Source organism: Shewanella sp. SG41-4, assembly GCF_014164505.1.
GTDB lineage: Bacteria > Pseudomonadota > Gammaproteobacteria > Enterobacterales > Shewanellaceae > Shewanella.
Genome location: NZ_JACJFI010000098.1, coordinates 1 through 14,064 on the forward strand (window position 1 = coordinate 1; position 14,064 = coordinate 14,064).

The window sequence follows — 14,064 nt, forward strand, 5'->3', positions numbered from 1 at the left end:
GTACAAGATTATTGTGGTCATGGTATTGGCACAGGCTTCCACGAAGAACCACAAGTTGTTCATTATAAAAATAATGATAAAACCGTGTTAAGACCTGGTATGTGCTTTACGATTGAACCAATGATCAATGCGGGTCGTCATACTACTGTATTAGATAAAAATGATAATTGGACGGTCACAACGTCTGATAGTAAAAACTCAGCACAATGGGAACATACACTTTTAGTGACCCAAACAGGTGTAGAAGTGTTAACTTTGCGTGAAGAAGAAGACTTCCCACGTATCATTAATCACTAAAGACTCAAATTAGTAAGGACATCAATGAATACTGCGCTGGCCGCCAAAAACGCATTAATTGACTTAAACCAGCGCTTAGTTGAGCAGTACACTGCAAAACACCCTATTGCTGATATTGTTAAACATCGTAGTCAATTTGTTGATGCTTTACTGACACAAACTTGGCAAGATTTTGGCTTACATAATCGCCATCTTGCCCTAGTTGCCGTTGGCGGCTATGGCCGTGGTGAGTTACATCCCTATTCTGACATTGACTTGCTTTTTTTAGTCGACGATGAACAATTATCGCCTGAAACTGAAACTCAACTGGGTCAATTCATTACCTACCTTTGGGATACAGGGCTTGAAATAGGCCATAGTGTTCGCACAATTGCGCAAACTATTGAGCAAGGTAAAGCTGACATCACCATTGCCACAAACCTCATTGAAGCCAGATTGCTCACTGGTAATGAATATTTATTTGACGTGTTATACGATGCTATTCGTCAACAAGACTTTTGGCCCTCTTATGACTTTTATAATGCCAAGAAAGATGAACAAACGGCTCGTCATAGCAAAGCCAGTGCCTTTGATTTAGAACCTAACATCAAAACCTGCCCAGGTGGGTTACGTGATATTCAAACTATCGCTTGGGTCGCTATGCGCCACTTTGATGCTGCTAAATTAGAAGATTTAGTCGAGCACGATTTTCTAGCGCCAGCTGAATTGGCAGAACTAATTGAATGCCAAAATTTTCTGTGGGAAATCCGTTTTGCACTTCACATAACGGCTAATCGCAACGAAAACCGATTGTTGTTTGATTTACAGCGACAAATAGCCAGTTTATTAGGTTACGAAGATGCAACTCAATTAGCCGTCGAACAAATGATGAAACGCTACTATCGAACGGTACGCCGGGTGATGGAGCTTAATCAAATGCTGTTGCAATTGTTTAAGCGAGCAACATTAGGGCACACTCAAGCACTGGAAATCCAGCCGATAAGCGAGGTTTATCAACGTCGTGGGCGTTATATTGAAGTGTTAGATGACGATTTATTTAGCCGCAATAACGAAGAAATATTACGCTTATTTCTACTGGTAGCTAAAAACTCTAACATCCAAGAAATCTACGCGCCGACATTACGATTACTGCGCAATGCTCGTAGAGCATTAACATCACCCCTGCAAGAAAATCCCGCCTGTCGTAAAGTGTTTATGGAGATCCTAAAGCATCCCCGGGGAATTAACGCATTTTCATTAATGCATCAGCACGGTATTTTATCGTCTTACTTACCCGCTTGGCGTAAGATTGAAGGCCAAATGCAGTTTGATTTATTTCATGCTTATACCGTTGACGAACACACTCATAGATTACTGCTTAATATTGACCGTTTTTCACAGGCTGAACAAAAAGATGAATTTCCTCTAGGCGCCATCTTAATTAATCAGTTGCCGAAAAAAGGTTTATTAGTACTTGGAGCCATTTTTCATGATATCGCCAAAGGTCGTGGCGGCGATCACAGCAAATTAGGCTCAAAAGACGCCATCGACTTTTGTAAATTACATGGCATGAATGATCATGACGGGCGCTTAGTAGCTTGGTTAGTTGAAAATCACCTAGTGATGTCGATCACCGCCCAGCGCAGAGATATTTCAGATCCAGAAGTGATTGCAATATTTGCTGAAAAAGTACGTGATGCAGCACACTTAAGTTATTTATATTGCCTGACTGTCGCCGACATTTGTGCCACCAATGAGAAAACGTGGAATAATTGGAAAGGTTCATTACTGCGTGATTTATATTTTTCGACCCAACGAGTATTGGCTCGTGGTAAAGAAAAACCTATTGATGTTAAAGCTCGCGTTAAAGAGACCCAGGCCAAAGCTAAAAAAGAACTTATTCGTCGTGGCCTGAAAGAAAAAGACATGGATGAACTCTGGTCTCGTTTCAAATCTGATTACTTTTTACGCCATCAACCAACCCAAGTGGCTTGGCACGCAGAGGCCATTTTAAAGCATCATCACGATGAACCATTAGTGTTAATGTCTAAACATACAACACGTGGAGGAACGGAGCTTTTTGTTTATAGCAAAGATAAACCAAAACTTTTTGCCACTGTTATGACAGTGTTGGACAATAAAAACATCAATGTTCATGACGCTAATATCATGACATCAAAAGATAACTATGCCCTCGACACCTTTGTTATTTTAGAACAAGATGGCGAACCTATTATCCAATTGTCACGTATTCAAAGTATTCGTAAAGCACTCGAAAAAGCCTTGGCCAGTGAAAATCCAAAACTGCCGAAGTTTAGAAAACTAGCGCGGATCATGAAACCTTTTAATGTTGCGACTCATGTGAGTTTCTTACCCAGTGCTCGCCATGGTACAAGTATGATGGAACTAATCACTTTAGACACACCAGGCTTATTAGCCAAAGTCGGTGATACTTTTTACCGCTGTAACGTGACACTATTGGCCGCCAAAATTACCACTATTGGTGAACGTGCAGAAGATTTTTTTATATTACAAAACCAAAGTGGAACGGCCTTAGATGAGCCGCAACAGCAACAATTATCTGAAGCGCTAACACTGGCGCTAAAATCATCTAACTAATTTTAAACCATCTATTTACGCTAATAATCATTTAATACCGGGAGAAAACAATGGAGGCTTTACGCCAACGCATTGAAGCAGCATTCGAAACACGTCAAGACATCTCACCTGCAACCGTAGAACCGAGTGTTCGTGCCGATGTTGAAACCGTGATCAATATGCTCGACAAAGGCCAAGCACGCGTTGCTGAAAAAATTGACGGAGAGTGGCATGTTCACCAATGGCTTAAAAAAGCCGTACTTTTGTCTTTCCGCATTTTTGATAACGGCGTGATTGAAGGTGGCGACACCAAGTACTTCGACAAAGTACCGCAAAAATTTGCCGATTATGATGAAGCGCGTTTTAAAGCTGAAGGCATACGTGTAGTGCCACCGGCAACGGTTCGTAAAGGCTCATTTATCGGTAAAAATACTGTATTGATGCCATCTTACGTTAACCTTGGTGCCTATGTTGATGAAGGCACCATGGTTGATACATGGGCTACTGTTGGCTCGTGCGCACAGATTGGTAAAAACGTACACTTGTCTGGCGGTGTGGGTATTGGCGGTGTATTAGAGCCATTACAAGCGGGTCCAACCATTATTGAAGATAACTGTTTTATTGGTGCTCGCAGCGAAATCGTTGAAGGTGTTGTTGTTGAAGAAGGCAGCGTAATTTCAATGGGCGTTTACATTGGTCAAAGCACACGGATTTTTGATCGTGAAACTGGTGAAGTGCATTACGGTCGTGTTCCAGCAGGCTCGGTTGTAGTATCTGGTAACTTACCATCAGCTTGTGGCACATACAGCTTATATGCTGCGATTATTGTCAAAAAAGTTGACGCGAAAACCCGTGGAAAAGTGGGTATCAATGAACTGTTACGTATCGTTGATTAATTTATGACTCGACGATAAATTGATAAAAAGGCTCTGAGGAGCCTTTTTTATTGTCGTTACATTATTCATTAAATCAAAAAAATAAATTCCTAGAAATAATATGAATTTATTAAATCAACAACATACTAAACTAATTGGCTTTTGCTTGTGCATTGGCCAATAATGCATTCGCTAATATTCGCCAAGTTAACATTCCGATCACCAACTGCTTGTCATTTTGAACAATCAAATAATTAACATTATTTTTTTCCATCGTCCGTTGGGCATCGTTCAAAATGGTACGGTCGTTAATCATATTTATTTTATGTTCCATCACTTGATGCACGCGTTTATTCAGTAAGCTTCTATCAGCTGCACGTTCTGCTGCTGTATTTAAAAACGGGCTATGCCAAAATGCTAAAGCATTATTATCTACCACGCCTATTGGGCTTCGATTTTTTTCTGACAGTACCACTGCTACATCTATTTTAGCTTTTTTCATCATAGACTCAGCATGTTCAAGAGTATGATATTCCTCTAAAAACACAACTGGGGCTAATGACAAAGTGCTAACATATTCATCTTGTTTAAAGTCTTCTACAGCCAAAATGTCAATACAGGTATCAACAACGACTTCATCGAAAATTATACCTCTACCCTTTAATAACTCTTGGGTTAACACCTCCATTCCAAGCGATGGCCGATAAGGCCGATGGCTAAGAATCGAATCAGCTACATCCGCTACAGCAATGATCTTGGCTTCAAGTATAATGTCATCTGCTTTCAACCCTTTGGGATAACCAGAACCATCTAAGCGCTCATGATGCTGAAGGATCATTTGCTTAATGGGCCAAGGAAACTCTACTTCATCAACAATTAATGCACCCTGCTCAGGATGTTGTTTAATCAAGCCAAACTCAGCATCACTAAGCCTTGAGGGTTTTGATAGAATCTGACTTGGAATGGCTAATTTACCTATATCGTGGATCAATGAACCCAGTTTTAGTCCTTCCAACGCTTCAGGCGTTAAGCCCATTTTCTCGCCAATAAGATAACTTAACTGCGCTACCGACTTTTGATGCCCCGCTGTGTAAGCATCTTTTAATTCTAGCGCTTCTGAAATGGCACCAATCAACTGCACCAAAATGAGGGTCATCTTTTCTTTTTGCATTTTAATAATGCTAGATTGCCTCGATACTGCTTTCATAGTGCGAGGTAATTCGACGCTGTGCCACAAAATAGTCGCAAAAATACTTAATGATTTGGCGTCAACTTGGGTATAAGGTTTATCGCGGTTTCCGACACCGATTATGCCCACTAGTTTTTTTCGATAATGAATAGGCACACAAAGATGATTACTAAAGGCAAAAAAACCTTGTCGTTGTGTGCGATTCTCAGAAATACTGGTTAATTCATTATGGACCATCGATTTACGGGTTTGGATGGTTTCGGCCCAAATACCAGAATCAGCTTTATAGGTTTGTTGTTTGGTAATCGTAAAATATTCACTGACGTTTTCACTCCATGTGGTTCGCACAATTTGATTATTTTTTTCATCAAACATATGCAGATAACCCACACTCGATTGTGTCAATGAAAGCGCCTGTTTTAATGAAACCGCAAACACCATAGCACCGCTGGCATTAATCACTTCTTCTATTTGATTAAGCCAATCATCACTGGACTGAATAGCTTGATGATAATCAGGATGTAAATCAGATAACCAAGCTTTATCGAGTTCGATTTCGATAAGGGTAATGCACCAATGCTCACTGCTTTCTTCTATAGGAATTACCGTCGCTTGTAATGCATGCCCTTTATCATCAACAAAATTGATAAGTTGTGAAGAGTGGCGATTGCTAAGATCTATTTGCTCATGGGTCAGCATTGAAAAAGCATTAGACAATGGTTGTTTTAGAATGGCAGAGATGGGTTTGTTGACTAATTTGTATAATGGTTCACTCAGCTTAATTAATTCAAGCCTATCATTAAGAATCCCCCAACATAGTCCTACTGTTTTAGGTAATTCTGAAGGTTTTAAGAAAAAATCAGCTTTTTGTAACATCCAGTCCCTTACTTATACAGACCCAATATGTCGATTGAGTAGAGTTGAATACATTTAATAATAGATTTTTTAATGTTGTCGTTTACGAACAACCAGCCATCTTTGTTTATCTCTGAAAAATAGCATCATTAGATTTATCATCAAATGATGCATATTAGCGCAGTTTAAAACACGACTGTTTTATTACCGTACACCACTACTTGTTCATTTAATACCAATTGAAGCGCTTTACTTAATACACTTTTTTCAACATCACGGCCATTATGGGCTAATTCTTCTGCGCTATAACTGTGATCGACTGAAATGACATCTTGTTTAATAATCGGGCCTTCGTCCAAGTGATTATTCACAAAGTGGGCTGTGGCACCAATAATTTTAACACCACGATCCCATGCTTGCTTATATGGGGATGCTCCAATGAATGCAGGTAAAAAAGAATGATGAATATTAATAATTTTATCGGCAAATGCTGACACAAACTCAGGTGTTAATACTCGCATATATTTAGCGAGTACAACAAAGTCAGGCTCATAAGGTTTTATCACTTCAAGCATGGCTTGTTCATGCTCCTGACGGTTCAAACCTTCATGGCTAACATAATGAAATGGAATATCGAACTTTTCAGTTAATTGCTGCAGCACATCATAATTGCCAACCACAGCAGCGATCTCAACATCCAAACCGCCATAATAAGACTTCATCAAAATATCGCCTAAGCAATGAGCTTCTTTTGTCACCATGATCACGATACGTTTTTTACCCATATCAACGAGTTTCATGTGATTTTGAGCCGGCAACACTTCACGTAATTCATTCAGGAGTCGTTCGTCATCAAACACCCCTTCAAGCTCAGCACGCATAAAAAAGCGACCTTGAGTATGGTCAACAAATTCCGTGTTTTTAATAATGTTTAATTGATGAGCAAAACATACGTTGGTGATTTTGGCTATTAACCCTTGAGCATCAGCACAATCGGTTATTAGCACTTTACGTTGTAAATTAGCTGGGGTAGTAATAGTTTTATCTTGATGGCTCACGCGTATAACTCCTCTTAAAATACTGTTTCACAGTGTGCCATTTAAAAATAATTTTAGGTGATGTTTTTAATGATAAATTCTCATAAAAGAAAAATAATATTGCTTTAGGTGCAAAATTTTCAAATATGAATGACAAGTTAAACAACAACTATTGTGGCTTAACCAGACACCCGCTCGCACTAACGACGAGAGTCTAAATATTTTTGCAGCAATTTACGTAATGTCTCAGCCTTTGTGCCATAAACAACTTGCACACCTTTACCCATAACAACCACGCCTTTAGCTCCCAAGCGCATTAGCCTATCTTTGTCTATTAGATTAGCTTGATTAACACTTATACGTAAGCGGGTTAAACAAGCATTAAGTTCAACAATATTATCGCGTCCACCCAATGCAGAAATCATTGCTCGTAAGCTCTCTTTAGGCTCAGCGGGTAAATCACTCGGCTCTATTCGGCCTGGCGTTTTCAGATTAAACGCTAAAATACTGGCCCTAAAAATGGCATAGTAAATTACTGCTGTAAACGGACCCAATACCCAAATCCAATGAGTATTAGCAGAGCGAGAAAATAATAAGGTGAAATCTACCAGCCCATGAGAGAACACGATGCTGTGATGAACGTCGAGCAAAATACACACGCTGTAAGCTATACCCGTGAGTAATGCATGCACAATAAACAAAATTGGCGCGACAAACATAAAGGCAAATTCTATCGGCTCTGTTACCCCGGTTAACCAACTGGCTGTTGCCGCTGATAACATAATCCCCGCGACTCTATTTCGCTCAGATTTATCAGCACAACGCCAAATAGCTAGTGCTGCTGCTGGCAAGCCCCACATTTTAATTAAATAGCCACCAGCGAGATTCCCCGCTAAAGGATCACCGGCCAAATAACGAGCTACCTCCCCTCGAATGACAGAACCTTGGTTAATGTACTGTCCAACTTCTAGATAAAATGGTGCATTCCAAATGTGATGTAACCCTAACGGGATCAATAAACGTTCAACCGTACCATAAACGCCAAAAGCAATTGCGGGGTCTTGATATACAGCCCAATCAGAAAGAATTTCAATAATATGCGACAAAGGAGGCCAAACATGCACCAATAGGTAAGCTAGCGCCATAGACAGGGGGATAATGATTATGGGTGCACTGCGACGACCTTCGAAAAAAGAAAAAATAGCAGGTAGTTTAACATGTTGACTAAGATTTACTGCTAGACATGTAATCGCGCCGACAAACATACCGCCAGCGATACCAGTGTCAATCGTTTGCATGCCCCATAGCGGTCGAGATACCAAACCATAAATATTTGTTAGAGCCCCCATCGTGGATAAAAATACCCCGAAACCAAAGACGGCTGAAAATGCAGCAATGCCTTGATCACGACAAAAACCAATTGCTATTGCAACACTAAACAACAATGGCATCATGGTAAAAACCAGATTACCAACCGCAAAAAATACTGTATTTAATTCTGCAGGGATAAATGGCAGCGGGTTAACGGTTAACCCTAACATCACCCCTGCTGCAGGTAAAATTGCAATAGGTATAAGCAGAGCCTGACTTAGGCGCTGTGCAAATTTAAACCACTGTTGCGTAAAAAAGCTTACGCTGCGTTTACCGATATGACGGCGTTGTGCCAACTGGCTATCCATGTTTTAGCTTCTATTTCGGGTTCCATTGTTTCACAGGCATCAATTTCTAATCGTTCAGTCAGCGGCTTTGCGCCAAACTCGGTTAACAATTCATCAAATTGTTTTATCGCCCCACAAAAAGTTTCATAGCTAGAATCGCCTAATCCAATTAGGCTGTATTGTAATAATGGTAAATACGGTGCACTGGATTTAAGCTCATTAAACCAAGGAGAAATATCCTCGGGTATATCACCTTGCCCGGTAGTTGATGACACTACGATGAGTAGTTCATCTTGAGGCGGTACAAAACCAGACAATTCATTGGGTTGCCAAAGCTTAGTGGTAAAACCTAATTTTGCAATCGCTGTAGCCACTGTTTCAGCTGTAAATTGTGCACTACCATAAACGGTACCAAAAACGACATTGACCTTTTTCATGGTATACTTTCCCCTTAAATGTTATACGATATAAAAATACTTTGAGTCTTAGCGACTTACCTTACTGTATTGTTTGAGTCTCTCGCAAGTGTCTTTTATTATGTAATGTAAATCGATATGGTCAACATTGGTTGGCTCAAAATGAATAGCGCAATAACGGAATCAAGACAATGCGACAAGTGAGCAGAAAGCGAAAACTCAAACTACAACACAAATTCGCCCACATTCGTCGTAACTATTATTTCCACATCGAACAACAGAAGCATGAACCGATACCGCACATCCCCGAATTTGAAAAACTTAAAGCCTTACTTGCAGACAGAATGAATTAACTTAACAACAAACTTGGCATTGATGATAATTGATCGTCTTCCCAGCCAAATGCGTTAAAAATGCTCAACCATTCAGCTTCTAACTCAGTTTCGATATGCATAGTTTGCTGAGTTACCGGATGCACAAACTGCAGGCTTTTTGCAATCAACCACAAACGGTTAATACTAAAGTGTTCGCGAAAAAACTTATTTTGTTTACCATCACCATGGGTTGTATCACCAACAATTGGATGACGTAAGTGTGCCATATGGCGACGAAGTTGGTGTTTACGTCCGGTGTGAGGGCTTAATCTTACAAGGGCATAGCGACTAGTTGGGTATCGGCCAGAGCTGAACGGGATTTCAGTATTCAGTAATGGTTGATAATCTGTCACGGCTTCTTGGGCTGCTTTATTGGGGTCTACATGTTTATCGCCTAAATCATCAAATTCCTGCTTTAGGGCATAATCTAGCGTGCCAGACTCATGCATATTGCCACGAACAATCGCTAAATAGTGCTTCTTAATACTGTGATCGGCAAATTGCTCACATAATGCCCGAGCCACTTCACTCGATTTAGCAAACAGTAATACTCCAGAAGTTGGTCTATCCAGACGGTGCACCGGAAAAACATGGCAACCCACTAAATCACGAGTCATCTGCATCGCAAAAAAACGCTCTCTGCGGGCTAAATAACTGCGATGAACTAATAAACCCGCAGGCTTGTGGATGGCAACGATATGCTCGTCTTCAAATAGAATGTCGATATGGGGAGGTTGTAAATCACCGTCTAATTCGGTATCTGCAGTAGAGGAGTCATCAATGTCCTCTGAGCCTATTTGTTCACATAAATCATCGTTATCTAATGAGTGTTTAGCATCGTTATCTTTTAAGATCATTTGTTATCACTTTACTTATTGTGTATTGGCCAACTCAGTATTGGCTTAGTTTATTTTGTTGGAATGTGGTGGTATTTGTTGCCCACTTAGCGCTGACTTAGCAAAGTGTCAAATAGCTGTAATTGAGCAATCAGAACATCACCATAGTGCATACCTTGCCACACATGTTCGGCCATTGGCGCTAATGCCATATTGGTCGGCAAAGGTTGTCGTTGCGCAATAAGCTCGGTCATCTTTGGAATAAAAATAAACTGCAACCATTGCTCAAATGCCATTACATCACAGCCAAATGGTGCCGTACTCGTCATAACTGATACCGGAGGTGAGATATCAGACCAAAGCTGAAAATCCTTAAGCAATTGTTCTAATTTAATTAAATAATGTTGGCTGGCTAAATAAAGCATAAACATGAACGACAATATAAAGGCTAAGTCGGAGTATGATATCATTTAGCCCATTGAATACCCATCCAACTTCTTTGATTTAGTGACGACCCCATGACCGAGATAACCACCTTAAGCCAGTTTCTGACGACCGCAAATACACAATTCCAAATATACGATTTAGGTCGCCGAGTACAACATATCGATATGTTAGCTTTTCAGCAAATTGACTCTTTACTGGCGCCATATCCTTATCCTATTCAAGGCCATGCGCAGTTTGCTATTGTATTTTGGCAACAAGAAAAATTACCCTATATTTGGTTTGTAAAATTACCTCTAGATGAACAAGGTTTATTATCACCTGCGCCGCGCACTCAGTTTATTAAGATGATTTTAGAAGCCCTGGGTCGCAATCCAACTCAAGCATTAACTGATGAACAACAAGAACAATTAGCTAATCATCCTTTTAGCTTTAAGCCTAATCAGCATAAACTGGCGTTATTTAATGCATTAGTAAGGCTTCAGCTTGGCCAACCCGCATCGAGCCAATATGAATTTGCTACGCAGTATTTATCTGGCCAAGCAGCACAAGACACTTGGCCACAACTGGGTTTACAAGGTTTAGCAGATATTTGCGTTCGCGCACATCAATTCAACCTTCTTGATGACATGATTAATGCACTTGATAACGCACCTATTGAAGTGCAAGCCGCTCTTTGCCAATGCTTAGAACACATTAATATTGATAAACGTCTGGCCGAACACTTATTTAATCAATTAAAACAAGCTGAAGATCATATAAAAGTGATGTACTTAGCGGCATTAGCATCTGATGTTCATTACAGTATGACAGCGATTAACCAGCTAAATGAACAACAACGTTTAGACGACAACACGCTAATAACAATTGCAGCACGTAACTGGCTAGCGTTAAAAGATGATGTCACTCGTAAACATTATTTAGAAGCGCTGGCAAAACAGCCGCAGCACTTCTTTAATCAAGTATTTGCTGATATCGTGGCAATACCTAGCTTACGCTCTGGATTATTAGCCGACTTAAGGCATCCAGACAGAAGCGTTCAATTAGCAACCGCGATTGGCGGATTATTTAGAGCAACCAGCCTATGATGACTGATTTTTTATTAATTGTTGCTTTAGTTGTTGTTGCTGCTTTTTTTTGGCAACTTCGACAAATGGCAGAGTTAAGCCGAACGATTACAGAGCAAGCCTGTAAAAAACAAAACGTACAACTACTCGCTATTGCGATGGAATCGGCCCGGCCAAGTATTGGTGGCAGTACTGGCATTTGTTGGAAAGCAACATTCATGTTCGAATTTAGCACCGATGGCATTAACCAATATCGAGGCCATATTTTAATGCATGGTAATCGAGCAAAAAAAATCGAATGGCCAATTTTTCCAGAACCAGAATGGATGGATGCTCCACTGGCCAGCGGTAAATTTGGCAGCTGTGGAAGCAGTAAAAGCTGCGATTCAGGTAAATGCCATTAAAGCAGTTCTACTTTTTAGGCAAAATAACTAATAAATGATATAAAAAAACGCTATTTTTAAAAAAATAGCGTTTTGTATTGCCACACAATGCAATTAAGTTTGTGGATTGTTGAGGATTTTATAATCGCTATAGGTAACAGTTTGAACACTGTCGAGTGACTTAAAAATTGCCGCTGTACCCATTATAGTGGTTGATGTATGAGCTGGCATCACTAATCCCTCAAACACATCAAAACTTAACTCTAACTCAAATTTAGTTAAAGTAACTGAAAACGCAGGATTTAACTCGTCAGTATTTCTGATGAGAATTTTACGTAAATGCTTGGATGTTTTATCCAAATAAAGCACGCCTGCTAATACGTTATTGTCTAGCTCATCAATATTGGGTGTAAACGTAAATGACATATTATTGTCATCCTCACCGACAAAAACCAATGTCGACAAATCAATTAAATCAGAAAACGCTAATTCATAGCTAGTTTCGTCTTTATCTTCATGCAGATCTTGTTGACGTTCTCGGTACTCAGTTAAGCGCTTTTTACCAGGAGTATCACCATTTTCAGACACCAAACTCCAACGTTCAGTTTCAGGTAAGGATGCATTGAATTGTTCAATACGTGTCATGTCTGGCATCACTGTTTGCTGTGAATACAGCCAAAGCACCTTGGTACCGTCATTATTACTATTGAGATCGCTGAACGCTTGCTCGACCCATTGTTGTTGTTCTTCGCTCACGGCAGCATTGGCGTTATAGCAAACGAATGAAAAACCAACCAATAGTGCAACTTTAAACCCTTTCATGTTATCTCCTTATACAATGGTGAGTTAGATGTTGTGTACTTTAATGAGGTACTCAAATGAAGTACTCAAACCCTGCACATAGGCACTTTACAATTTGACAACATAACCACCATTAGTTCCGACGATACTGAAAAAAAGCCAAAAGAAAGGCCGCGACAGTAACTGTCGCGGCCTCTTGATCTCTTGTTAAGCTTTCCAGCTATAAATGTGCTCCCTGCACCATCCATGCGTATCGCTTGCTTCCTGCTCTATCCTTGTTCAATCCTTGATGTTCCTTGTACAATTAAGTACTTTCCCTCTTACTCGATTATCCTTTTACCGAGCCTGCTCCATCCTGAGCGTGTCCTTATATCATCCATGAAATTCTTAACGTATCCTGTCGCAAATCATTTGCGTAGCATCTTGCATCCATTGCACACTATCATCCTGATAATGTTATAAAACTTGCTTAATCCGCTATTGCGTCCATTGAGCAAGTTTACTGTTTCATCCTGAAACTCAATATCGTCCGTTATTTCCGTATACTTAAGGTCTTCCAATACCTCTTTACTACCTTGTAATGTTCCCGTCCTAGGAACGAGTTAAATAATAATTCATTTACCTCTACGTAAACAGGTACCTCTAAATGATTAAAATACCTCACAGATAACACAAAATTAAATAAACTATATTATCAATAACTTAAATATTCAGGAGAAATATCAACCCATAATTAGGTGATTCGGCTCACACGCTTTGTGAGACATCTCTTACAAAGCGTGTGGCGAAAAAGGTAAACAGCAAGTTAACGATTAACATAAAAAATACATTTTCAACTAACAAACAACACAAACTCCGGCTTGAATTTGTCTAATTTTGTTAATCTTTATCAAAATAGTCGAGAAAACCCTCTGTTCGACGCGAAGCGGCATCGGTGGAAGTTCACCTACGTAATTTGAAAACGTTTAGGTTAGACAATTACAGTGGCGTAATGATTTGTCGAAGCAGATATGAGATTAATTAAACAGTAACGCAAATAAAGGTGCAGTGATAACCATGGCAATACCGGTAAAAATCATGGTTAAGCTAGCAATAACACCATACGCTCGCCCCATTTGATTTGCTTTAGAAGCTCGAGCACATCGTGCAGACGCACAGAGAGAAATCCCACACCCTAAACTGTTTTTTATGTTGGCGGCTCGAAAAAGGAGCCCACAAATCAACATACCCATAATACCTCATACCAATAACAACA

14 protein-coding genes are annotated in these 14,064 nt (G+C 39.9%); 6 read left to right on the plus strand and 8 right to left on the minus strand.

Annotated features, from left to right (window positions below):
• From H5202_RS10965 to dapD, 3 genes are all read left to right on the plus strand, one after another.
• Window positions 1–297: M24 family metallopeptidase (locus H5202_RS10965; protein WP_182772103.1), on the plus strand; the 297-nt coding region annotated here is incomplete at its 5' end.
• A 24-nt stretch (window positions 298–321) separates the two neighbouring features.
• Window positions 322–2,895 (plus strand): bifunctional uridylyltransferase/uridylyl-removing protein GlnD, encoded by a 2,574-nt coding sequence (glnD, locus tag H5202_RS10970; RefSeq protein WP_182772104.1) that lies wholly within the window; start codon window positions 322–324, stop codon window positions 2,893–2,895.
• A 50-nt stretch (window positions 2,896–2,945) separates the two neighbouring features.
• Window positions 2,946–3,770 (plus strand): 2,3,4,5-tetrahydropyridine-2,6-dicarboxylate N-succinyltransferase, encoded by an 825-nt coding sequence (dapD, locus tag H5202_RS10975; protein ID WP_182772105.1) that lies wholly within the window; start codon window positions 2,946–2,948, stop codon window positions 3,768–3,770.
• Between the two features lie 130 nt (window positions 3,771–3,900).
• On the opposite strand, the gene H5202_RS10980 is transcribed toward dapD, so the two are convergent.
• The 4 genes from H5202_RS10980 to H5202_RS10995 all read right to left on the minus strand — a co-directional run bounded on the left by H5202_RS10980 (window position 3,901) and on the right by H5202_RS10995 (window position 8,925).
• Entirely contained in the window at window positions 3,901–5,814 is a 1,914-nt protein-coding gene (locus H5202_RS10980; protein WP_182772106.1) for an HD domain-containing phosphohydrolase, read from the minus strand.
• Between the two features lie 164 nt (window positions 5,815–5,978).
• A complete protein-coding gene (gene purU / locus H5202_RS10985; RefSeq protein WP_182772107.1) occupies window positions 5,979–6,851 on the minus strand; it encodes a formyltetrahydrofolate deformylase in 873 nt (290 codons plus the stop codon).
• Between the two features lie 179 nt (window positions 6,852–7,030).
• Window positions 7,031–8,509, minus strand: a complete 1,479-nt coding sequence (locus H5202_RS10990; RefSeq protein ID WP_182772108.1) for a PTS transporter subunit EIIC — start codon at window positions 8,507–8,509, stop codon at window positions 7,031–7,033.
• Window positions 8,461–8,925, minus strand: coding sequence for a flavodoxin (locus H5202_RS10995; protein WP_182772109.1), 465 nt, complete (start codon window positions 8,923–8,925; stop codon window positions 8,461–8,463). The genes H5202_RS10990 and H5202_RS10995 overlap by 49 nt, the downstream gene beginning before the upstream one ends.
• Window positions 8,926–9,095: 170 nt before the next feature.
• Here H5202_RS10995 and H5202_RS11000 point away from each other — a divergent pair, with 170 nt between their 5' ends.
• Window positions 9,096–9,257 carry a hypothetical protein gene (locus H5202_RS11000; RefSeq protein WP_182772110.1) on the plus strand — a complete coding sequence of 54 codons (162 nt, stop codon included), beginning with the start codon at window positions 9,096–9,098 and terminating at the stop codon, window positions 9,255–9,257.
• Here H5202_RS11000 and truC read toward each other — a convergent pair.
• Together truC and H5202_RS11010 are read right to left on the minus strand one after the other, a co-directional pair.
• Window positions 9,254–10,135, minus strand: a complete 882-nt coding sequence (gene truC, locus H5202_RS11005) for a tRNA pseudouridine(65) synthase TruC (RefSeq protein WP_182772111.1) — start codon at window positions 10,133–10,135, stop codon at window positions 9,254–9,256. The two genes, H5202_RS11000 and truC, sit on opposite strands and share 4 nt — an antisense overlap.
• Before the next feature lie 86 nt (window positions 10,136–10,221).
• Window positions 10,222–10,584 carry a YqcC family protein gene (locus tag H5202_RS11010; RefSeq protein WP_182772112.1) on the minus strand — a complete coding sequence of 121 codons (363 nt, stop codon included), beginning with the start codon at window positions 10,582–10,584 and terminating at the stop codon, window positions 10,222–10,224.
• Window positions 10,585–10,632: 48 nt separating this feature from the next.
• Here H5202_RS11010 and H5202_RS11015 point away from each other — a divergent pair, with 48 nt between their 5' ends.
• Window positions 10,633–11,646, plus strand: a complete 1,014-nt coding sequence (locus H5202_RS11015) for a DUF3549 family protein (RefSeq protein WP_182772113.1) — start codon at window positions 10,633–10,635, stop codon at window positions 11,644–11,646.
• Window positions 11,643–12,029, plus strand: coding sequence for a DUF3301 domain-containing protein (locus H5202_RS11020; RefSeq protein ID WP_011636733.1), 387 nt, complete (start codon window positions 11,643–11,645; stop codon window positions 12,027–12,029). The genes H5202_RS11015 and H5202_RS11020 overlap by 4 nt, the downstream gene beginning before the upstream one ends.
• A gap of 93 nt (window positions 12,030–12,122) precedes the next feature.
• On the opposite strand, the gene H5202_RS11025 is transcribed toward H5202_RS11020, so the two are convergent.
• Window positions 12,123–12,830 carry a hypothetical protein gene (locus H5202_RS11025; RefSeq protein WP_182772114.1) on the minus strand — a complete coding sequence of 236 codons (708 nt, stop codon included), beginning with the start codon at window positions 12,828–12,830 and terminating at the stop codon, window positions 12,123–12,125.
• A gap of 995 nt (window positions 12,831–13,825) precedes the next feature.
• Window positions 13,826–14,041, minus strand: a complete 216-nt coding sequence (locus H5202_RS11030) for an LrgB family protein (protein WP_336244795.1) — start codon at window positions 14,039–14,041, stop codon at window positions 13,826–13,828.
• Window positions 14,042–14,064 lie beyond the last annotated feature (23 nt).